General features: G+C 54.6%; 20 protein-coding genes. 15 read left to right on the top strand and 5 right to left on the bottom strand.

All coding sequences use genetic code 11. From position 1 onward, the window contains the following. Positions 1–904 precede the first annotated feature (904 nt). Positions 905–1,675, top strand: a complete 771-nt coding sequence (locus tag GHO32_RS01795) for a hypothetical protein (RefSeq protein WP_153333766.1) — start codon at positions 905–907, stop codon at positions 1,673–1,675. A gap of 82 nt (positions 1,676–1,757) precedes the next feature. Here GHO32_RS01795 and GHO32_RS01790 read toward each other — a convergent pair whose 3' ends face one another. Further along, positions 1,758–2,975, bottom strand: a complete 1,218-nt coding sequence (locus GHO32_RS01790; RefSeq protein WP_048369425.1) for an argininosuccinate synthase — start codon at positions 2,973–2,975, stop codon at positions 1,758–1,760. Positions 2,976–3,101: 126 nt separating this feature from the next. After that, positions 3,102–4,007, bottom strand: coding sequence for an OmpA family protein (locus tag GHO32_RS01785; RefSeq protein WP_368668304.1), 906 nt, complete (start codon positions 4,005–4,007; stop codon positions 3,102–3,104). 157 nt (positions 4,008–4,164) lie between these two features. On the opposite strand from GHO32_RS01785, the gene pyrC reads away from it, so the two are divergent. Together pyrC and rnt are read left to right on the top strand one after the other, a co-directional pair. Next, positions 4,165–5,211, top strand: a complete 1,047-nt coding sequence (gene pyrC, locus GHO32_RS01780) for a dihydroorotase (protein ID WP_153333764.1) — start codon at positions 4,165–4,167, stop codon at positions 5,209–5,211. Next, complete coding sequence (gene rnt, locus GHO32_RS01775; RefSeq protein WP_262124873.1) at positions 5,208–5,882, top strand: ribonuclease T; 675 nt, start codon at positions 5,208–5,210, stop codon at positions 5,880–5,882. Before pyrC ends, rnt begins: the two co-directional genes overlap by 4 nt. Before the next feature lie 75 nt (positions 5,883–5,957). On the opposite strand, the gene GHO32_RS01770 is transcribed toward rnt, so the two are convergent. Then, positions 5,958–6,560: a peroxiredoxin gene (locus tag GHO32_RS01770; RefSeq protein ID WP_153333760.1), complete on the bottom strand. Its 603-nt coding sequence runs from the start codon at positions 6,558–6,560 to the stop codon at positions 5,958–5,960. Positions 6,561–6,782: 222 nt separating this feature from the next. Between GHO32_RS01770 and GHO32_RS01765 the strand changes: the two genes are divergently transcribed. Together GHO32_RS01765 and bfr are read left to right on the top strand one after the other, a co-directional pair. Then, positions 6,783–7,001, top strand: coding sequence for a bacterioferritin-associated ferredoxin (locus GHO32_RS01765; RefSeq protein ID WP_048369420.1), 219 nt, complete (start codon positions 6,783–6,785; stop codon positions 6,999–7,001). A gap of 199 nt (positions 7,002–7,200) precedes the next feature. Then, entirely contained in the window at positions 7,201–7,671 is a 471-nt protein-coding gene (gene bfr, locus GHO32_RS01760; RefSeq protein ID WP_048369419.1) for a bacterioferritin, read from the top strand. 95 nt (positions 7,672–7,766) lie between these two features. On the opposite strand, the gene grxD is transcribed toward bfr, so the two are convergent. After that, positions 7,767–8,108 (bottom strand): Grx4 family monothiol glutaredoxin, encoded by a 342-nt coding sequence (gene grxD, locus GHO32_RS01755; protein ID WP_123751896.1) that lies wholly within the window; start codon positions 8,106–8,108, stop codon positions 7,767–7,769. Between the two features lie 428 nt (positions 8,109–8,536). On the opposite strand from grxD, the gene argF reads away from it, so the two are divergent. Together argF and GHO32_RS01745 are read left to right on the top strand one after the other, a co-directional pair. Beyond that, positions 8,537–9,457, top strand: coding sequence for an ornithine carbamoyltransferase (gene argF, locus GHO32_RS01750; protein ID WP_153333823.1), 921 nt, complete (start codon positions 8,537–8,539; stop codon positions 9,455–9,457). Continuing rightward, a complete protein-coding gene (locus tag GHO32_RS01745; protein WP_048386013.1) occupies positions 9,454–10,563 on the top strand; it encodes an ABC transporter ATP-binding protein in 1,110 nt (369 codons plus the stop codon). The genes argF and GHO32_RS01745 overlap by 4 nt, the downstream gene beginning before the upstream one ends. 67 nt (positions 10,564–10,630) lie before the next feature. Here the strand turns inward: GHO32_RS01745 and ybaK are convergent, their stop codons facing one another. Further along, positions 10,631–11,101, bottom strand: coding sequence for a Cys-tRNA(Pro) deacylase (gene ybaK / locus GHO32_RS01740; RefSeq protein ID WP_153333758.1), 471 nt, complete (start codon positions 11,099–11,101; stop codon positions 10,631–10,633). Between the two features lie 379 nt (positions 11,102–11,480). Between ybaK and GHO32_RS01735 the strand changes: the two genes are divergently transcribed. The 8 genes from GHO32_RS01735 to GHO32_RS01700 all read left to right on the top strand — a co-directional run bounded on the left by GHO32_RS01735 (position 11,481) and on the right by GHO32_RS01700 (position 20,255). Continuing rightward, entirely contained in the window at positions 11,481–12,332 is an 852-nt protein-coding gene (locus GHO32_RS01735; RefSeq protein ID WP_048369415.1) for an MIP/aquaporin family protein, read from the top strand. Positions 12,333–12,420: 88 nt separating this feature from the next. Continuing rightward, positions 12,421–13,926, top strand: coding sequence for a glycerol kinase GlpK (glpK, locus tag GHO32_RS01730; RefSeq protein ID WP_048386009.1), 1,506 nt, complete (start codon positions 12,421–12,423; stop codon positions 13,924–13,926). Positions 13,927–14,075: 149 nt separating this feature from the next. Beyond that, the gene (locus tag GHO32_RS01725) at positions 14,076–14,831 is read left to right on the top strand and encodes a DeoR/GlpR family transcriptional regulator (RefSeq protein ID WP_048369413.1); all 756 of its coding nucleotides are present in this window, start codon (positions 14,076–14,078) and stop codon (positions 14,829–14,831) included. A 259-nt stretch (positions 14,832–15,090) separates the two neighbouring features. Then, entirely contained in the window at positions 15,091–16,629 is a 1,539-nt protein-coding gene (gene glpD / locus GHO32_RS01720) for a glycerol-3-phosphate dehydrogenase (RefSeq protein WP_153333756.1), read from the top strand. A gap of 354 nt (positions 16,630–16,983) precedes the next feature. Next, on the top strand, positions 16,984–17,901 hold the full coding sequence (locus GHO32_RS01715) for a glutamate/aspartate ABC transporter substrate-binding protein (RefSeq protein ID WP_153333754.1): 918 nt from the start codon (positions 16,984–16,986) through the stop codon (positions 17,899–17,901). Between the two features lie 202 nt (positions 17,902–18,103). Continuing rightward, on the top strand, positions 18,104–18,850 hold the full coding sequence (locus GHO32_RS01710; RefSeq protein ID WP_153327213.1) for an amino acid ABC transporter permease: 747 nt from the start codon (positions 18,104–18,106) through the stop codon (positions 18,848–18,850). After that, positions 18,850–19,524, top strand: coding sequence for an amino acid ABC transporter permease (locus GHO32_RS01705; RefSeq protein WP_048369409.1), 675 nt, complete (start codon positions 18,850–18,852; stop codon positions 19,522–19,524). Before GHO32_RS01710 ends, GHO32_RS01705 begins: the two co-directional genes overlap by 1 nt. After that, positions 19,521–20,255 carry an amino acid ABC transporter ATP-binding protein gene (locus tag GHO32_RS01700; protein WP_123751463.1) on the top strand — a complete coding sequence of 245 codons (735 nt, stop codon included), beginning with the start codon at positions 19,521–19,523 and terminating at the stop codon, positions 20,253–20,255. The genes GHO32_RS01705 and GHO32_RS01700 overlap by 4 nt, the downstream gene beginning before the upstream one ends. Positions 20,256–20,303: the final 48 nt, after the last annotated feature.

Raw genomic sequence — 20,303 nt, 5'->3', positions numbered from 1 at the left:
GCAACATCCTTGATCAAGCTTCAAAAAAGACGTTGGCTTACATCCTGAATACCAATAATTGGCCTGACCCAAGTACTACCAAACCCTGGCGCCCATCATCCTTTATTGCTAACTCATTCAAACAGCAACCAACCTCCTTTTCCTTCAAATGCAGCAGTTTCAAAGGTCAAAACCAAAAACAGCTGATACGATATACAACCGCCTGAGCCCAAACACACCATGTTTCAACCCTCTACTTTAGTTATTCATTCGCTCAATTTAACCGTACTCCAATAGAAAGACCGACTCAACCCAATCAAAAAAAAACATCCCCCTTCAGCTCCTGGTCAATCTCTATCCAGAACTCATATAGATAAACAGTACCTCTCACCCCCCCTTTGGAAAAAACCAATCCAGTTAAAATCTACTCTTTTTTTAGAAAAAAATATTACCATTTCAAACTTAAAGAAGAAGACTACAAGGCATTCGGAAAGCCCTTAAAATACGATCGAACGACATACCCCTCCCCCCCTTTCAAACCGGCACCTCGACCCTGACCAAAAATTAATTTAACGGAATACTAAAATGTTACTTATTCCCTCCACGCCATATCTCACATAAAAAAACTGAGCTCCCAGTTCTACTAGCACAAATCACCTCTTAACCCGGACTAATCCTACAAAAAAGCAAACCAATTCCTCGATCACAGGACGTCCTATAGAAATAATAAATACAAAAAACTTTTGATTTGCAGTTTCATAAAGCCACGACTAAATTTAAGACAAGCCCCTGCCGCATACCTTCAACTTCGTATCTGCACAGGTTATAACTGCGACAACTGCTAGCACTCGATACAAAAGCAACACGCTTGTTAAAGCACTTCTATAGCTTTTACTCTAACCAGAATTTATCCGCAGGCCACACCATGATAAAAAATAAAATACGGGTGAATAACCCGCTCACTGTCATTGCTATTTTTTCAATGTTAACTGAAGCCTCTGCAGCGGTTTCATTGCCGTATATCGACAGGGAAAATCAAAAAATATATGTCTGGTTCTTAATTGTGTTCCCTTCAGTTTTGATCACCTTGTTTTTTTTGACCCTTAATTTCAATAACAAAACCCTTTACACCCCCATGGACTATCCCAAGGAGAACGTCCGCGAAACACCCGAACCGCTAGGGCCGGAGGGCCGCATCGCGCGCGCAAGACCAGCCGAAGCCCCCTGTGCAACTGCATCCCTGTCAGCACCACTGCTCTCCAAACCAGGGATAAAATTCATTTCCTACAGCCCTAAAAATTTTATCTTTCTGCCACAAGGACACAGGGACTACGACTCAATAATAGAAAAGGCTACACATAAAAAAACTCACTCAATACATGAGGGTCATCAATTACCGCAGAATGAAGAAGTTCCAAGCAGTTTGTATCTGATCGATTTCAGCCACCCTTCTTTAAGACTGAACAATGACCACACCTTGGGGGATATTCTGCAGACTTACTACGAAATGGCACATCCAAAAAAAGAGCGCCTGCACAAGAACGATATTTTACTCCTGCTAACCAGTAGCCCATTGACGGCTCAGTGGAGTCACCAGCAACGCCTCGAACTTGATACAAACATCTCATCGCATTTAGGAGATGCCATGGTCATTACTTACAACACGCAAACCCGCCAGCTCAATACATTGAGCTGAAAAGATGACTAACCCGCCTTTATTTATGATTTTCAAGCATAAAAAAACCCGACCAATGGCCGGGTTTTTTATGCAGGTGCGGTTAGAACAACTTGCGACCCCGGTTAGCAGCAATACGCATACGCAAGGCATTCAACTTGATGAAGCCAGCAGCGTCGGCCTGATTGTAAGCGCCGCCATCTTCTTCGAACGTTGCGATATTGGCATCAAACAGCGAATCGTCAGACTTGCGACCGGTAACAATCACATTGCCTTTGTACAATTTCAGACGTACCACGCCGTTAACGTTCACCTGAGAAGCGTCGATCATTTGTTGCAGCATCAAACGCTCAGGGCTCCACCAGTAGCCGGTGTAGATCAGGCTGGCGTACTTGGGCATCAACTCGTCTTTCAAGTGGGCCACTTCGCGGTCCAGAGTGATCGACTCAATGGCGCGGTGCGCACGCAACATGATGGTGCCGCCCGGGGTTTCGTAGCAACCACGGGACTTCATGCCGACATAACGGTTCTCAACGATGTCGAGACGACCGATACCGTTTTCGCCACCGATGCGGTTCAGCGTGGCCAGAACGGTCGCAGGTGTCATTTCAACACCGTCCAGCGCAACGATATCGCCATTGCGGTAGGTCAGTTCCAGATAAGTAGGGGTATCCGGCGCGTTTTCTGGCGACTTGGTCCAACGCCACATGTCTTCTTCGTGCTCGGTCCAGGTGTCTTCCAGTACACCGCCCTCGTAGGAGATGTGCAGCAAGTTGGCATCCATCGAGTACGGGGATTTTTTCTTGCCGTGACGCTCGATCGGGATCGCGTGCTTTTCTGCGTAATCCATCAATTTTTCACGCGACAGCAGATCCCACTCACGCCAAGGAGCGATCACTTTTACGCCCGGCTTCAGTGCATAGGCACCCAGCTCGAAACGAACCTGATCGTTACCTTTGCCGGTTGCGCCGTGAGAAATAGCATCAGCACCGGTTTCGTTAGCGATTTCGATCAGACGCTTGGCGATCAGCGGACGCGCAATAGAGGTACCCAGCAGGTACTCGCCTTCGTAAACAGTGTTGGCGCGGAACATTGGGAACACGAAATCGCGGACAAACTCTTCGCGCAGGTCGTCGATGTAGATTTCCTTGACGCCCATGGCTTGCGCCTTGGCACGTGCAGGCTCAACCTCTTCGCCCTGACCCAGGTCAGCGGTAAAGGTTACGACTTCACAGTTATAAGTATCCTGCAGCCACTTCAGGATCACCGAAGTGTCCAGGCCGCCCGAATAAGCCAGAACGACCTTGTTTACGTCCGCCATGCCATCACTCCACGGGTTGTTCTAAAAGCCGAGCAGTCTACCGCCCGCGGGGCTTAATTTACAGAGGGGCGACAGCTTAAGACGACAAAGCGACAGTAACTTTCAGCAACACGACGCCAAAAAACCTCAAGACAGCGTCGCAGGATTGGTATTTCCCACCGCAGGGGGCGGCTTGGGAGGCTCTGGCATGCGCTCCAGGCGCACACTGACACGGCGATTTTTCGCCCGATTAGCCGCACTGGTATTGGGCACCAATGGGTATTGCTCGCCATGAAAACGCATCGTGATCTGCGATTCCTGCAGGCCGTTTTCCTGCAGGTAGTTCATGACCGCCAGAGCGCGACGCCGGGACAGCTCTCGGTTGGTCAACCGATTACCGGAATTATCCGAATAACCGTCCAGCATGACGTGGTTAACCGTGGGGTCGGCCTTCATGTACTCCAGCATGATCTGCAGATCAGCGCGGCCCTTGGCATCCAGTTCATTGCCGCTCCCCGGAAAACCGATCTGGCTTTGCCGGACCTGATCGAAATTCTTGGCCAGGAGCTTGGTGGTACAGGCTTCATAATCGCCATAAGCCTGGCGAAATCTCACGGGCAGAAGGCGGACTTCCGACAAACCGCCCGTCGCCGAGTAATGCCTGATCAGCGGGCTACGCCCTTCCAGCAATCCGCGAAACAAACGACCGGCCTGCGCCTGCGAGCTATTGAACAGCACATTGCCACGCCCGATGCGCACGGTGCCCAGATCGATATCACCGCGCCCCGGCTGCCACGGCGCCGCTGCAGCTAATAACGTTGCCGAACCTTCGCCCAATACCGAGTTGTAGGCATTGAGACGGAAGACAGCCTGCTCTCCGGCGCGGCGCACAAACACCCCGGCGCCAAAATCAGTGATCGGCTGGATCAGGCGGCACTCAAATTTGTCACCTTCCACTTTCCACTCCACATTCTCCAGTCGGGTCTGGAAAGTCAGGGCCATGGCAGGAACGCTGGCAAACAAGCTGAGGAGGATGAAATAACGCTGGCGCACTGAGGGCTCCGCAGATGGGTACTGGCAAAACACCGTTCACCGTTTTTACGACATACCTCGAATGTATCGGTTAACGCAGCTAAAACTTGATAGCGAGTGCCTGAGAGAGTCTTTTCCGGTAGCATTCGCATCAGTTTGACCCGCCTGGAATCCCCCAATGTCTGACCGCCTGACCCTGCTGCGTCCCGACGACTGGCACATTCATCTTCGCGATGGTGCTGTGTTGCCTCACACTGTGGCGGATGTTGCGCGCACCTTTGGCCGCGCCATCATCATGCCTAACCTCGTACCTCCGGTGCGTAACGCAGCTGAAGCCGATGCCTATCGACAGCGCATTCTCGCTGCTCGCCCGGCTGGCAGCCGTTTCGAACCGCTGATGGTGCTCTACCTCACCGACCGAACACAGCCAGAAGACATTCGTACAGCCAAAGCCAGCGGCTATGTACACGCTGCCAAGCTGTATCCGGCTGGCGCAACAACCAACTCCGACTCGGGCGTGACCAGCATCGATGCGATCTTCCCGGTCCTGGAAACCATGGCCGAAGTGGGTATGCCTTTGCTGATCCACGGTGAAGTGACCCGCGCCGATATCGACGTGTTCGATCGCGAAAAGGTCTTCATCGAAGAGCATTTGCGTCGTGTTGTGGAGCGATTCCCGACGTTGAAAGTGGTGTTTGAACACATCACCACGTCGCACGCGGTCCAGTTCGTCAACGAGGCTTCGGCCAACGTAGGCGCAACCATTACCGCGCATCACCTGCTGTACAACCGCAACCACATGTTGGTTGGCGGTATTCGCCCGCACTTCTATTGCCTGCCGATCCTCAAGCGCAACACCCACCAGGAAGCCCTGCTGGATGCGGCCACCAGCGGCAGTGCGAAGTTCTTTCTGGGCACTGACTCGGCACCGCATGCCCAGCATGCCAAAGAAGCCGCCTGCGGTTGTGCCGGTTGCTATACCGCCTATGCTGCTATCGAGCTCTATGCCGAAGCGTTTGAACAGCGCAATGCGCTGGACAAGCTCGAAGCCTTTGCCAGCTTGAATGGCCCGCGTTTCTACGGCCTGGCACCGAGCACCGAATACATCACCCTGGTTCGCGAAGAGTGGACCGCCCCAAGCAGCCTGCCTTTCGGTGAGCTGAACGTAATCCCGCTGCGCGCCGGTGAAAAACTGCGCTGGCGCCTGCTGGAGGAAAACGCGTGAGCGACGACCATTTTGATGACGAGCACGATGGCGGTCATGGCGGCGGTTCGCGCCATCCGATGGCCGAGCGCTTTCGCGGCTATCTGCCGGTCGTAATCGATGTTGAAACCGGCGGTTTCAATAGCGCTACCGACGCGCTGCTGGAAATCGCTGCCGTCACCATCGGCATGGACGAAAGAGGCTTTGTGTTCCCGGAACACACCTATTTCCACCGTGTGGAGCCTTTTGAAGGCGCCAACATCGAAGCCGCAGCCCTGGAGTTCACCGGCATCAAGCTGGATCATCCGCTGCGTATGGCGGTCAGTGAAGAAACAGCGCTGACCGACATCTTCCGGGGGGTGCGTAAAGCGCTGAAGGCCAATGGTTGCAAACGCGCCATTCTGGTGGGGCATAACAGCAGCTTCGACCTGGGCTTTCTGAATGCGGCCGTGGCGCGTCTGGACATGAAACGTAACCCGTTTCACCCGTTTTCGAGCTTCGACACCGCAACCTTGGCTGGCTTGGCTTATGGCCAGACCGTTCTGGCCAAGGCCTGCCAGGCAGCTGACATCGATTTTGACGGACGTGAGGCGCACTCGGCGCGTTACGACACCGAAAAAACCGCTGAGCTGTTCTGTGGCATCGTCAACAGCTGGAAACAAATGGGCGGCTGGAAAGACTTCAACGACTGATCACGTCTTTCGGGCTAATCACCGCGCATAAAAAAACCGGACCCAGGGTCCGGTTTTTTTATGCCGCCAAAAAGCTTACAGCTTGCCAGCATTCTCAGTCAGGTAAGCCGCAACGCCTTCAGTCGAAGCGGTCATGCCTTTGTCGCCTTTCTTCCAGTTAGCCGGGCACACTTCGCCGTGCTCTTCGTGGAATTGCAGTGCATCAACCAGACGCAGCAGCTCGTCCATGTTGCGGCCCAGTGGCAGGTCGTTAACGATCTGGGAGCGAACAACGCCCTTGTCATCGATCAGGAATGCGCCGCGCAGTGCTACGCCGCCTTCAGTTTCAACGTCGTAGGCTTTGCAGATCGCGTGGTTGATGTCGGCAGCCATGGTGTATTTCACCTGGCCAATACCGCCATTGTTCACCGGGGTGTTGCGCCATGCGTTGTGAGTGAAATGGGAGTCGATAGAGACTGCAACCACTTCAACGTTACGCGCCTGGAAATCAGGAATACGGTGATCCAGAGCGATCAGCTCCGATGGGCAAACGAAGGTGAAGTCCAGTGGGTAGAAGAACACCAGGCCGTATTTGCCTTTGATAGCAGAGGACAGCGTGAAGCTATCAACGATTTCGCCATTGCCGAGTACGGCTGCGACGGTGAAGTCAGGGGCTTGTTTGCCTACGAGTACGCTCATTGGATATCTCCTGGGTGCGACGTGAAAAACGGGACCCGGCTGCAAAGCCCTTGAGAAACAACAGGCTTGCGACCTGATCACCGCGTAAAAAGAGCGGCATCATACACCGTTCGTCTGCACAACCTGAACAAACCCCCGCCGTGCCCCAATCTACTTTGACAATCATTCTCGTTAACATTAAGATCCGTTTCATTGAATCCCAACCAGCGATGGTTCTTATTTATGTACGTTTGCCTCTGCACTGGCGTTACTGACGGAAAAATCCGCGATGCAATCTACGAAGGTTGCTGCAGCTACCGAGAAGTGCGCGAAGCCACCGGCGTCGCCAGCCAATGCGGCAAATGTGCTTGCCTGGCCAAGCAAGTGGTTCGCGAAACCCTGACCTCGCTTCAAGCCAGCCAGGCAGCCTTGGGTTTTCCAGCAGAATTTTCTGCAGCGTAATTATCAAGTTTCTAATGAACCGGACTTAACGTCCGGTTTTTTTATGCCAAAAATTCAAGTACTTAGGGCCAAAACGCGGAACACAAACATTCTTATTCCGATTAATTTTCATTTATTATTCAAACACTTAGGTTTGACAGTCGTTAATACGCAGATCAAACTCTGCCTTATATACGGTTAACTAAGGCAGGCCCTCGCGATGAAAGGCGATATTTCAGTCATCCAGCACCTCAATAAAATCCTCGGTAACGAGCTGGTTGCGATCAACCAATACTTCTTGCATGCACGTATGTATCAAGATTGGGGCCTGGAAAAGTTAGGCAAACACGAATACAACGAATCCATCGACGAGATGAAGCACGCTGACAAGCTGATCAAGCGCATCCTGTTCCTGGAAGGCCTGCCGAACGTTCAAGACCTGGGCAAGCTGCACATTGGTGAACACACCAAAGAAATGCTTGAGTGCGACCTGCGCATTGAGCGTACCGGCCACGCTGACCTCAAAGCAGCCATCGCCCATTGCGAAGTTGTTGGCGACTTTGGTAGCCGTGAACTTCTGGAAGATATTCTGGAATCCGAAGAAGAACATATCGACTGGCTGGAAACTCAGTTGGGCCTGATCGATAAAATCGGTATTGAGAATTACCTGCAATCGCAGATGGGCGAGTAACTAACGCCCACAAAAAAACCCCGCCCTGTTTATACAGAGGCGGGGCTTTTTTATGGGCTGCTACTTGATCACTCAAGTAGCAGCAACGTCAGCCATTAAGCTTCAGTTTTGGCCGCGGCCGCTTTTGCAGTCGCTTCTTTGATCAACGTCTGCAAAGAGCCGTCTGCAAACATTTCAGCCATGATGTCGCTACCGCCAACCAGCTCACCGCCTACCCACAGTTGCGGGAAGGTCGGCCAGTTCGCGTATTTAGGCAGGTTGGCACGGATTTCAGGGTTCTGCAGGATGTCCACGTACGCGAACTTCTCACCGCAGCCCATGACGGCCTGGGCCGCTTTAGCCGAAAAGCCACACTGCGGGGCATTCGGAGCGCCTTTCATGTAAAGCAGAACGGTATTGTTGGCAATCTGATCTTTGATAGTTTCGATGATATCCATGGAGCACCTCGGCTGAACTTTCCGACTCAGTTGTCGGCACGGTGGCGCATTGTAACGGAAAGCCGAGCATGACGCTCGGTCTCCCAGACAGACAATCGTCGCAACTTCATCTCACAGTCCAGCTGTGCACACGTGGGCAGTAATGCCCCGCGTTCACTGAGAATTGCAAAACAACCTGAGGGCAGTGTACAACTGGGCAGCTGAGGTGAGGCGAATCACTTAACCGTGGTTTCAGCCGCGTGCTCATGCAGCGCAAGACTCGCATAAACCTCAAAACGTGACCCATATTGGCAAGACGCGACATTTCCTTATAAGATCGCGCCTTCCCCTATTTCGTCGCCCCGTGCGGCTTTCGCCGCAGGTCTCGCCGTTTTTTCCGAAAAACCCGGCTTTGAGTTCTGCGGTCGTTGCAAAGAAGGTAGTTAATGATGAGCGCAAGGCACTTTCTCTCCCTGATGGATTGCACGCCCGAAGAGCTAGTCAGCGTCATCCGTCGCGGTATCGAGCTAAAAGACCTGCGTGATCGCGGCGTTCTTATCGAACCTTTGAAAAACCGCGTCTTGGGCATGATTTTCGAAAAGTCATCGACCCGCACCCGTCTGTCATTTGAAGCCGGCATGATCCAACTGGGCGGCCAGGCTATTTTCCTGTCCCCTCGCGATACTCAATTGGGCCGCGGTGAGCCGATTGGCGACTGCGCAATTGTAATGTCGCGCATGCTCGACGCCGTGATGATCCGTACTTTTGGCCACAACACCCTGACCGAATTCGCCGCCAATTCGCGCGTCCCGGTGATCAACGGCCTGTCCGATGACCTGCACCCGTGCCAGTTGCTGGCCGACATGCAAACCTTCCTCGAACACCGTGGCTCGATCAAAGGCAAAACCGTGGCCTGGATCGGTGACGGCAACAACATGTGCAACAGCTATATAGAAGCCGCCATCCAGTTCGACTTCCACCTGCGCGTTGCCTGCCCTGAAGGCTACGAGCCGAACCCTGAGTTCGTTGCGCTGGCCGGCGATCGCGTGAGCATCGTGCGTGACCCGCGTGAAGCGGTGCGCGATGCACACCTGGTCAGCACAGACGTCTGGACCTCCATGGGCCAGGAAGAAGAAACCGCCAAACGCCTGAAGCTGTTTGCGCCCTACCAGGTTGACCGTGCCCTGCTTGACCTGGCCGCCGAAGACGTCCTGTTCATGCACTGCTTGCCCGCTCACCGTGGTGAAGAAATCAGCCTCGACCTGCTGGACGACCCGCGCTCTGTAGCCTGGGACCAAGCGGAAAACCGTCTGCACGCGCAAAAAGCGTTGCTGGAGTTTCTGGCCAAACCTGCGTACCAACCCGCATGAGTCAGCCGCTATTGCTCAACCTGCGGGATCTGGCCTGTGGCTATCAAGGCCAGAGCGTGGTGCAGAACCTCAATCTGCACCTCAATGCTGGTGATATTGGTTGCCTGCTCGGCTCCTCGGGTTGCGGCAAAACCACAACGCTGCGGGCGATTGCCGGTTTTGAGCCGGTTCACCAGGGTGAAATCCAGCTTGCGGGCGAAGTCATCTCCAGCGCCGGTTTTACCCTGGCCCCGGAAAAACGTCGCATCGGCATGGTGTTTCAGGACTACGCCCTGTTCCCACACCTGAGCGTGGCCGACAACATTGCGTTTGGTATTCGCAAGCACCCGAACAAAGACCGCGTGATCGAAGAACTGCTGGAACTGGTCAATCTAAAAGACCTGGGCAAGCGCTTCCCGCACGAGCTTTCGGGTGGCCAACAGCAACGCGTTGCCCTCGCCAGGGCCTTGGCTCCGGAGCCCCAACTGCTGTTACTGGACGAGCCCTTCTCGAACCTTGACGGTGAACTACGCCGCAAGCTGAGCCATGAAGTGCGCGACATTCTAAAAGCGCGCGGTACCAGTGCCATTCTGGTGACCCACGACCAGGAAGAAGCCTTCGCCGTCAGTGATCACGTAGGGGTGTTTAAAGAGGGTCGCCTGGAACAGTGGGATACGCCCTACAACCTTTACCACGAGCCTCTGACGCCATATGTAGCGAGCTTTATCGGCCAGGGCTATTTCATTCGTGGGCAATTGCTCAGCCCTGAGTCGGTACAGACCGAGTTGGGCGTATTGCGCGGCAACCGGGCTTATAGCTGGCCAACCGGCGGGGCTGTTGATGTCCTGCTGCGCCCGGATGACATCGTCTACGCCCCTGATAGCGCGCTTAAAGCCAAAATCATCGGCAAGACCTTCCTTGGTGCATCGACCCTGTACCGCTTGCAACTACCCACGGGCAGCCAGCTAGAGTCGATTTTTCCAAGCCATGCCGATCACGCACCCGGCACGGAAGTCGGCATCCGGGTGGCGGCAGAACACTTGGTGATGTTTCAGGGCAGCGGCAGCACAGCGGCTCAGATCCCTCACTCGGAATCCGGCGTAAGGCGTTTTAGCACCGCTCAGTGATACGAATGGTTTGTCCCGCGATCTTTTGATAGTTAAAAGATCGCGAGACAAGCTAGCTCATACCTTTTTATTCCCGCCCGATCTCTGCAAACTTGGCCTGCGTGTGCTCAGCCAGCACGGCCGGAGCCAGCTCCACTTCCAGCCCGCGCCGTCCGGCGCTGACATAAATCGTCTCGAACGCCTTGGCGCTTTCATCAATAAACGTTCGCAGACGCTTCTTTTGCCCCAGCGGGCTGATCCCGCCCAACAGGTAACCCGTGGCACGTTGGGCTGCCGCAGGGTCAGCCATTTCGACTTTTTTGACCCCGGCCGCCTGCGCCAGCGCTTTAAGGTCAAGACTTCCGACGACCGGTACAACCGCAACCAATAATTCACTCTTTTCACTGCTGGCCAACAGCGTCTTGAACACTTGAGCCGGTTCAAGGTTGAGCTTTTCTGCTGCCTCCAGCCCGTAGGACGCGGCCTTGGGGACATGCTCATAGCTGTGTACTCGATGTTCGGCGCGAACTTTTTTCAGCAGGTCCAATGCAGGCGTCATGACAGCCCCTGTGATGAATTGACTAAAGAATCCAGGGCCGGATTTTAAGCCATTAGCCGACAAAAAACGCGCTGGAACGGGCTTCCCGGCACTATTTAGCGCTGAAACGTTACACTCTTTCCTGCCAATTTGTATTTTTTTCTTACATAAAACCAGCACCAAAAGCTCATGTGAAAGTCAGAATGTGGCGCATCGTTCACTTTCGACCTTTGACAGCAGTGTTTGTTGTCTATATTTTTCGAATCTGAACATACCGCCTATTACCTATGTTCTGTTACCGACCCATGATTTTCCTAAAAAACGGCATCTGTTTTTTCTGTACCGCTGCACTGCCACCCCTGACTAACGACGTCAAAAAACAACAAAAAAGAGGTTTCAAATGACGACTGCAACGCAGCACCCCAAGCTTTCAGGTCAGTGCCTCGCCGAATTTCTCGGCACTGCACTGCTCATATTTTTCGGTACAGGATGCGTTGCGGCTCTCAAGGTCGCGGGCGCCAGCTTTGGCTTATGGGAAATCAGCATCATCTGGGGCATTGGCGTCAGCATGGCGATTTACCTGACAGCCGGGGTTTCCGGTGCACATCTGAATCCGGCGGTCAGTATTGCGCTGTGCCTGTTTACCGATTTTGATAAACGTAAGCTGCCGTTCTACATCCTTGCTCAAGTCGCCGGGGCCTTTTGTGCGGCGGCGTTGGTTTATACGCTCTACAGCAATTTGTTCTTCGATTATGAACAAGCGCACAACATGGTTCGCGGCAGCCAGGCCAGCCTCGAATTAGCCTCGGTCTTCTCTACTTACCCGCACCCGGCGCTCTCCACGTTGCAAGCTTTCCTCGTTGAAGTGGTGATCACCGCCATCCTCATGGGCGTGATCATGGCCCTCACCGACGACAAAAATGGCCTGCCACGCGGCCCGCTGGCGCCATTGCTGATTGGTCTGTTGATTGCCGTAATCGGCAGCTCGATGGGCCCGCTGACCGGTTTTGCGATGAACCCGGCGCGTGACTTCGGACCTAAACTGATGACTTTCTTTGCTGGCTGGGGTGAAATTTCCTTCACTGGTGGCCGCGATATTCCTTATTTCCTGATTCCAATTTTTGCACCCATCGTCGGTGCCTGCCTCGGCGCGGCCATTTATCGCGGGCTGATTGCCCGTCACTTGCCCCAGCCTGAGTCCGCACCTGCGCACGCTCCAGCGGTCGCCGAGGTTAAAACCCAGGCGTCCTGATATCGACTTATGAAACGGGGCGCATGAGACTACTGCCCGTAACCTGCTCGCGCCCGGAAACCATTACTTCATTCTGCAAGGCAACCCCATGACCGACATTCAGAATAAGAACTACATCATTGCGCTGGACCAAGGCACTACCAGTTCGCGAGCGATCATTTTTGATCGTGACGCCAACGTGGTCTGCACCGCGCAACGCGAGTTTCAACAGCATTACCCGCAAGCCGGCTGGGTTGAACATGACCCGATGGAAATCTTCGCCACCCAGAGCGCGGTCATGGTCGAGGCGCTGGCCCAGGCCGGTCTGCACCACGACCAGGTAGCGGCAATCGGCATCACCAACCAGCGTGAAACCACGGTGGTGTGGGACAAGATCAGCGGCCGCCCGATCTACAACGCCATCGTCTGGCAATGCCGTCGCAGCACCGAAATCTGCGAACAGCTCAAGCGCGGTGGTCATGAACAGTACATTCGCGAAACCACCGGCCTGGTGACTGACCCCTACTTCTCCGGTACCAAGCTCAAGTGGATTCTCGACAACGTCGAAGGCAGCCGCGAGCGCGCGCGCAAGGGCGAATTGCTGTTCGGCACCGTCGACAGCTGGCTGATCTGGAAATTTACCGGCGGCAAGACCCACGTCACCGACTACACCAACGCCTCGCGCACCATGCTCTTCAACATCCACACCCTGGAGTGGGATGCCAAGATGCTGGATGTGCTGGATATCCCGCGCGAAATGCTGCCAGAGGTTAAATCCTCTTCCGAAATCTATGGCCGCACCAAAAGCGGCATCGCCATCGGCGGGATTGCCGGTGACCAGCAAGCCGCGTTGTTTGGCCAGATGTGCGTCGAGCCGGGTCAGGCTAAAAATACCTATGGCACCGGTTGCTTCCTGCTGATGAACACCGGCACCAACGCGGTTCAGTCGACCCACGGCATGCTGACCACCATCGCTTGCGGCCCACGCGGCGAAGTGGCCTATGCGCTGGAAGGTGCGGTCTTCAACGGCGGCTCGACAGTGCAATGGCTACGCGACGAGCTGAAAATCATCAACGATGCACACGACACCGAATACTTTGCCAACAAGGTCAAAGACAGCAATGGCGTGTATCTGGTGCCTGCGTTCACCGGCCTGGGCGCGCCTTACTGGGACCCGTATGCCCGTGGAGCACTGTTCGGCCTGACCCGTGGCGTACGGGTAGACCACATTATTCGTGCAGCCCTTGAGTCGATTGCCTACCAGACTCGCGACGTACTGGACGCCATGCAGCAGGACTCGGGCGAACGCCTGAAAGCCTTGCGCGTTGACGGTGGCGCGGTGGCCAACAACTTCCTGATGCAATTTCAGGCTGACATCCTCGGCACCATGGTCGAACGCCCACAAATGCGTGAAACCACAGCCTTGGGCGCCGCCTACCTGGCCGGTCTGGCCTGCGGCTTCTGGGGCAGCCTGGATGAATTGCGCAGCAAAGCGGTGATCGAGCGCGAATTCGAACCTCAGCTTGAAGAAGCGAGCAAAGAGAAGCTCTACGCTGGCTGGAAAAAAGCCGTAGAGCGTACACGCGACTGGGAACCCCACGAAGAAAGCAACTAAGCCTGCACGGTTAAATTGTCGGTAAAACACCCAACGGGCGCCCTTCGCGCCCGTTGTCATATCTGTATTCATGGCACCTGCGTGTAGCAGGTCGGGCCCTTCCTGCGGCATCATGAGCGACTTTTGCTTCGCCGCCCAAAGGAAACTCCATGAATCTGCCTCCACGCCAACAGCAGATCCTCGAACTCGTTCGCGAGCGCGGCTATGTCAGCATCGAGGAAATGGCTCAGTTGTTCGTTGTTACACCGCAGACCATCCGCCGCGACATTAACCAGTTGGCCGAGGCCGATTTGTTGCGTCGTTATCACGGTGGCGCGGCCTATGATTCCAGCGTTGAAAACACGGCCTATGCCATGCGCGCCGACCAGATGCGCGATGAAAAACGCCGTATCGGTGAAGCTATCGCCGCCCAGATTCCTGACCACGCCTCGATTTTCATCAACATCGGCACCACCACCGAGTCGATTGCCCGGGCACTGCTCAACCATAACCACCTGAAAATCATCACCAACAACCTGCACGTTGCCTCAATCCTCAGCGCCAAAGACGACTTTGAAGTGCTGATAGCCGGCGGTAACGTACGCCGAGACGGCGGCATCGTGGGCCAGGCCAGCGTTGACTTTATTAATCAGTTCAAGTTTGATTTCGCCCTGATCGGCATCAGCGGTATTGATTCGGATGGCAGCTTGCTGGATTTCGATTACCAGGAGGTGCGCGTTTCTCAGGCAATTATCTCCAACGCCCGACAAGTGATTCTGGCGGCGGACTCCAGCAAATTCGGCCGTAACGCCATGGTACGACTGGGCCCGATCAGCTTGATTGATTGCCTGGTGACCGACCAGCACCCAGTGCCTGAACTGACCCAATTGCTGGCACAGAACAAAATCCGCCTCGAAGTGGTTTAACCCACACCAAGCCCCCACTGTGAGCTGCCGAAGGCTGCGATCTTTTAATACCACTTTAAAAGATCGCAGCTTTCGTGCCTCAGCAGCTCCTACAGCGCCCTGCGACACTCTAAATGTTCGAAAATCTTCCTTTCGACGCTCTTCGATGAGTTTTTTCAATCGAAGTAAGCTGGCTGTGCGCGTCTTTATCCGCTAACATTTTCGAAAATGAACATTAATGTTCGAATTCAAATATGCGTGAACAACGCGAGGCCCCGACATGCCCTTGACCACCTTGCCTGCCACCCCCCTCTCAGAGGTATACGACGTTGCCGTGATTGGCGGCGGGATCAATGGTGTCGGCATTGCGGCTGACGCTGCAGGGCGCGGCCTGTCGGTATTCCTGTGCGAAAAAGACGACTTGGCCAGCCATACCTCGTCTGCCAGCAGCAAGCTGATTCACGGCGGCCTGCGCTACCTTGAACATTACGAGTTCCGCTTGGTGCGCGAAGCCCTGGCCGAGCGTGAAGTGTTGCTGGCCAAAGCCCCGCACATTGTCAAACCCATGCGCTTTGTATTACCGCATCGCCCACACCTGCGTCCGGCGTGGATGATTCGTGCGGGTCTGTTTTTATACGACAACCTGGGCAAACGCGAAAAACTCGCTGGTTCTGTGAGCCTTAAGTTCGGCGCCGACAGCCCGCTCAAGCCTGAAATCACTAAAGGCTTCGAATACTCCGATTGCTGGGTCGATGACGCTCGCCTTGTCGTACTCAACGCCATGTCTGCGCGTGAAAACGGCGCTCACATCCACACCCAGACTCGCTGCGTCGGCGCGCAACGTAGTAAAGGCCTGTGGGAATTGAACTTTGAGCACGCTGACGGCAGCCTGTTTTCGATTCGCGCCAAAGCCTTGGTAAACGCTGCTGGCCCTTGGGTTGCCAAATTTATTAAAGACGATCTGAAACTGGACTCGCCGTACGGCATCCGCCTGATTCAAGGCAGCCACCTGATCGTGCCCAAATTGTATGACGCGCCTAACGCGTTTATTTTGCAGAACGAAGACCAACGGATCGTGTTCACCATTCCTTACCTGGACCAGTTCACCATCATTGGCACCACAGACCGCGAGTACACAGGCGACCCGGCCACGGTCAGCATCACCGAGGCAGAAACCGATTACCTGTTGAACGTGATCAACTCGCACTTCAAGCAGCAACTGAGCCGTGACGACATTCTGCGCACTTACTCCGGTGTACGCCCATTGTGCAATGACGAGTCGGACAACCCGTCAGCGGTAACCCGCGATTACACCTTGGCTCTGTCAGGCGCTTCGGGCGAAGCCCCGCTGCTGTCCGTATTCGGTGGCAAATTGACCACTTACCGCAAACTGGCCGAGTCGGCCATGGCGCAACTGACACCGTTCTTCACCCAGATCAAACCGAGCTGGACGGCCACAGCGACCTTGCCGGGCGGCGAAGACATGACCACGCCTCAAGCCCTGAGCGCGGCCCTGATCAGCAAACACAACTGGCTGGACGCAGCCATTGCCAAACGCTGGGCAATTACCTACGGAAGCCGCTCCTGGCAGTTGCTGGACGGCGTGCAAAGCTTGAGCGAGATGGGTGAGCACATCGGCAGCGGCCTCTATAGCCGCGAGGTGGACTACCTGTGCCGCCAGGAATGGGCACTGGATGCGCAGGACATCCTGTGGCGCCGGACTAAATTGGGCCTGTTCACCACTGCCGCCGAGCAAGAGCGCCTGGCGCACTACATGGCCAGCCTGAACCTCAAGCAGCGCAAGGTTGAAGCGGCTTAACCCCTGTACGCATGAATATGCCGTTGCAGGTGTAAACCCCGCGATCTTTTAAACATAGAAAGATCGCGGTGTTTCTTCTCCCCCACCGATAAGCGGTATTTCCCCATTCGGTTTTCCGAACACCTATCGCCGTACTATTCGGCTTTCCGGGCGCCCCTCCTCCCACGCCCCGCCTAAAAAACTTTAAAACCTTTACAAATCAATAATTTAAAGTTTAATTCCGTCTCTGGCATGACTCATGCTCTACACTCAGGGCCGAATGCGAAAACAGCGTTTAATCTGTTTAGCGTTTCGAAGTATCTAAAGGGCTCGTGAACGGGCTCAAATAAAAAAAACAATGTCGAGGAAAAATCGATGCGCATCGTTCCGCAACTTTTGAGTGCAGCCATTGCTGTAGCTCTGATTAGCACTCCAGTATTCGCCGCTGAACTGACCGGCACACTGAAGAAAATCAAAGAATCCGGCACCATCACCCTTGGGCATCGTGACTCCTCTATCCCGTTTTCTTACATCGCTGATGGCACCGGCAAGCCGGTTGGCTACTCGCACGATGTGCAACTGGCAATCGTTGAAGGGCTGAAAAAGCAACTCGACCTGCCGGACCTCAAGGTCAAATACAACCTGGTCACCTCCCAGACCCGTATCCCGCTGGTACAAAACGGTACCGTTGACGTTGAATGTGGCTCCACCACCAACAACGCCGAACGCGCTCAGCAAGTGGATTTCTCGGTCGGCATTTTCGAAATCGGTACCCGTCTGCTGTCCAAAAAAGACTCGCAGTACAAAGACTTCGCTGACCTGAAAGGCAAAAACGTCGTCACCACCGCAGGTACCACCTCCGAGCGTATCCTCAAGGCCATGAATGCTGACAAGCAGATGGGCATGAACGTGATCTCGGCAAAAGACCACGGCGAAGCCTTCAACATGCTTGAGTCGGGCCGTGCTGTTGCCTTCATGATGGACGACGCCCTGCTGGCCGGTGAAATGGCCAAAGCCAAGAAGCCGGATGACTGGGCCGTAACAGGTACACCACAGTCGTACGAAATCTACGGCTGCATGGTGCGCAAAGGCGATCCGGACTTCAAAAAAGCTGTAGATGACGCCATCGTGGCTTACTACAAATCAGGCGACGTTGAAAAATCCTACGCCAAGTGGTTCCAGTCCCCTATCCCGCCAAAAGGTCTGAACCTCAACTTCCCGATGAGCAAAGAGCTCAAAGAGTTGATTGCCAATCCAAATGACAAGCCTGCGCCAGAAAAACCAGCAGCCTGATACCTGAACACCTAAGCGTGTGAGTGCGCATAAGCGCACTCGCAGGCTTTGTTCTCCTGCTGCGCACTGGCTTCTTATTGATTAGTGAGCACTCGAACCGTTGGTTATCGAGCGGTTTGCGTGTGCCCGACAGCACTGTCGGTGTGAACGGATTCCCTGAAGCACGTGCTTGTCTATAGACCCATCTGAGGGGAGACCCTGAATGAATTACAACTGGGACTGGAGCGTATTCTTCAAGTCCACCGGCGTAGGCAGCGAGACGTATCTCGACTGGTTTATTACCGGACTGGGCTGGACCATCGCGATCGCTGTTGTCGCCTGGATTGTCGCGCTGATACTGGGTTCGCTGCTGGGCGTGATGCGCACCTTGCCGAACCGTTTTATCGCGGGTATCGCCACGGTTTACGTGGAAGTTTTCCGAAATGTACCCCTGCTGGTACAGCTGTTCATGTGGTACTTCCTGGTACCCGATCTGCTGCCGCAAAACCTGCAGGACTGGTACAAGCAAGACCTCAGCCCTACGACCTCGGCCTACTTGAGCGTGGTGGTGTGTCTGGGTCTGTTTACCGCTGCACGGGTGTGCGAACAAGTGCGTACCGGTATCGAAGCCTTGCCGCGCGGCCAAGAGTCGGCTGCCCGTGCCATGGGTTTCAGCCTGTCGCAAATCTACTGGAACGTGCTGCTGCCCCAGGCTTACCGCATCATCATTCCACCGCTCACCTCTGAGTTCCTCAACGTGTTCAAGAACTCCTCGGTGGCGTCCCTGATCGGTTTGATGGAACTGCTGGCGCAAACCAAACAGACGGCCGAGTTCTCCGCCAACCTGTTTGAAGCCTTCACCTTGGCCACGCTTATCTACTTCACCCTGAACATGAGCCTGATGTTGCTGATGCGTCTGATCGAGAAGAAAGTCGCCGTACCCGGTCTGATGTCTTTGGGGGGTAAATAATGGACTTCTTCGATTTCAGCGGTATCGTTCCAGCCCTGCCGGGCCTGTGGAACGGCATGATCATGACCTTGAAGCTGATGGTGCTCGGGGTTATCGGTGGCGTTGCACTCGGCACCGTGCTGGCATTGATGCGCTTGTCGTCCAGCAAGTGGCTGGCCAACCTGGCCGGCGCTTACGTGAACTACTTCCGTTCGATCCCGCTGCTGCTGGTGATTACCTGGTTCTACCTGGCCGTGCCGTTCGTGCTGCGCTGGATCACCGGCAAAGACACGCCAATCGGTGCTTTCGAGTCGTGCATGGTGGCTTTCGTCATGTTCGAAGCCGCCTACTTTTGCGAAATCGTACGGGCCGGTGTGCAGTCGATTCCCAAAGGCCAGATGGGCGCAGCCAAAGCGCTGGGCATGAGCTACGGCCAGGCCATGCGCCTGATCATCCTGCCTCAGGCGTTTCGCAAGATGACCCCGTTGCTGTTGCAGCAAAGCATCATTTTGTTCCAGGACACCTCGCTGGTTTACACCGTGGGCCTGGTTGATTTCCTCAATGCTTCGCGCTCCAGTGGCGATATCATCGGCCGCTCCAACGAATTCCTGATTTTCGCCGGTCTGGTGTATTTCATCATCAGCTTTTCCGCCTCGCTGCTGGTCAAGCGTCTGCAAAAAAGGTTTGCCGTATGATCTCGATCAAGAACATCAACAAGTGGTACGGGGACTTCCAGGTACTGACCGATTGCAGTACCGAAGTCAAAAAAGGCGAAGTGGTTGTAGTCTGCGGCCCGTCGGGCTCGGGCAAATCGACCTTGATCAAGTGCGTCAACGCCCTTGAACCGTTCCAGAAAGGCGACATCGTGGTTGACGGCACATCGATTGCCGATCCGAAGACCAACCTGCCAAAACTGCGTTCGCGCGTTGGCATGGTGTTCCAGCATTTCGAACTGTTCCCGCACATGACCATCACCGAAAACCTGACCATTGCGCAGGTCAAGGTCCTGGGTCGCAGCAAGGCAGAAGCCACCAAAAAAGGCCTCGAACTGCTGGAGCGCGTAGGTTTGTCGGCCCATGCCCACAAGCACCCCGGCCAATTGTCTGGCGGTCAGCAGCAGCGTGTCGCAATTGCCCGCGCCTTGGCCATGGACCCGATCGTCATGCTGTTCGACGAACCGACCTCGGCACTCGACCCGGAAATGGTGAACGAAGTCCTCGACGTTATGGTTCAACTGGCCCACGAAGGCATGACCATGATGTGCGTGACCCACGAAATGGGTTTTGCACGCAAAGTGGCCAACCGGGTGATCTTTATGGACCAGGGCAAGATCGTCGAAGACTGTGAGAAAGAAGAGTTCTTTGGTGACGTAAGCGCCCGTTCCGAGCGTGCCCAGCACTTCCTCGCCAAAATCCTGCAGCACTAAATAACGCTACTGTAGCCGCTGCCGAAGGCTGCGATAAGGGCCGAAGGA

The organism is Pseudomonas sp. FSL R10-2189 (assembly GCF_009600325.1).
GTDB classification, from domain to species: domain Bacteria; phylum Pseudomonadota; class Gammaproteobacteria; order Pseudomonadales; family Pseudomonadaceae; genus Aquipseudomonas; species Aquipseudomonas helleri.
The sequence above is the reverse complement of the archived record's forward strand: the minus strand, read 5'-3'. Positions and strand labels throughout refer to the sequence as shown.

Excerpts from the sequence above, each read along its gene's own strand:
- GHO32_RS01795 (WP_153333766.1), top strand. The coding sequence starts at position 905 with ATGATAAAAAATAAAATACGGGTGAATAACCCGCTCACTGTCATTGCT.
- GHO32_RS01790 (WP_048369425.1), bottom strand. The coding sequence starts at position 2,975 with ATGGCGGACGTAAACAAGGTCGTTCTGGCTTATTCGGGCGGCCTGGAC.
- pyrC (WP_153333764.1), top strand. The coding sequence starts at position 4,165 with ATGTCTGACCGCCTGACCCTGCTGCGTCCCGACGACTGGCACATTCAT.
- GHO32_RS01770 (WP_153333760.1), bottom strand. The coding sequence starts at position 6,560 with ATGAGCGTACTCGTAGGCAAACAAGCCCCTGACTTCACCGTCGCAGCC.
- GHO32_RS01765 (WP_048369420.1), top strand. The coding sequence starts at position 6,783 with ATGTACGTTTGCCTCTGCACTGGCGTTACTGACGGAAAAATCCGCGAT.
- bfr (WP_048369419.1), top strand. The coding sequence starts at position 7,201 with ATGAAAGGCGATATTTCAGTCATCCAGCACCTCAATAAAATCCTCGGT.
- grxD (WP_123751896.1), bottom strand. The coding sequence starts at position 8,108 with ATGGATATCATCGAAACTATCAAAGATCAGATTGCCAACAATACCGTT.
- argF (WP_153333823.1), top strand. The coding sequence starts at position 8,537 with ATGAGCGCAAGGCACTTTCTCTCCCTGATGGATTGCACGCCCGAAGAG.
- GHO32_RS01745 (WP_048386013.1), top strand. The coding sequence starts at position 9,454 with ATGAGTCAGCCGCTATTGCTCAACCTGCGGGATCTGGCCTGTGGCTAT.
- ybaK (WP_153333758.1), bottom strand. The coding sequence starts at position 11,101 with ATGACGCCTGCATTGGACCTGCTGAAAAAAGTTCGCGCCGAACATCGA.
- GHO32_RS01735 (WP_048369415.1), top strand. The coding sequence starts at position 11,481 with ATGACGACTGCAACGCAGCACCCCAAGCTTTCAGGTCAGTGCCTCGCC.
- glpK (WP_048386009.1), top strand. The coding sequence starts at position 12,421 with ATGACCGACATTCAGAATAAGAACTACATCATTGCGCTGGACCAAGGC.
- GHO32_RS01725 (WP_048369413.1), top strand. The coding sequence starts at position 14,076 with ATGAATCTGCCTCCACGCCAACAGCAGATCCTCGAACTCGTTCGCGAG.
- glpD (WP_153333756.1), top strand. The coding sequence starts at position 15,091 with ATGCCCTTGACCACCTTGCCTGCCACCCCCCTCTCAGAGGTATACGAC.
- GHO32_RS01715 (WP_153333754.1), top strand. The coding sequence starts at position 16,984 with ATGCGCATCGTTCCGCAACTTTTGAGTGCAGCCATTGCTGTAGCTCTG.
- GHO32_RS01710 (WP_153327213.1), top strand. The coding sequence starts at position 18,104 with ATGAATTACAACTGGGACTGGAGCGTATTCTTCAAGTCCACCGGCGTA.
- GHO32_RS01705 (WP_048369409.1), top strand. The coding sequence starts at position 18,850 with ATGGACTTCTTCGATTTCAGCGGTATCGTTCCAGCCCTGCCGGGCCTG.
- GHO32_RS01700 (WP_123751463.1), top strand. The coding sequence starts at position 19,521 with ATGATCTCGATCAAGAACATCAACAAGTGGTACGGGGACTTCCAGGTA.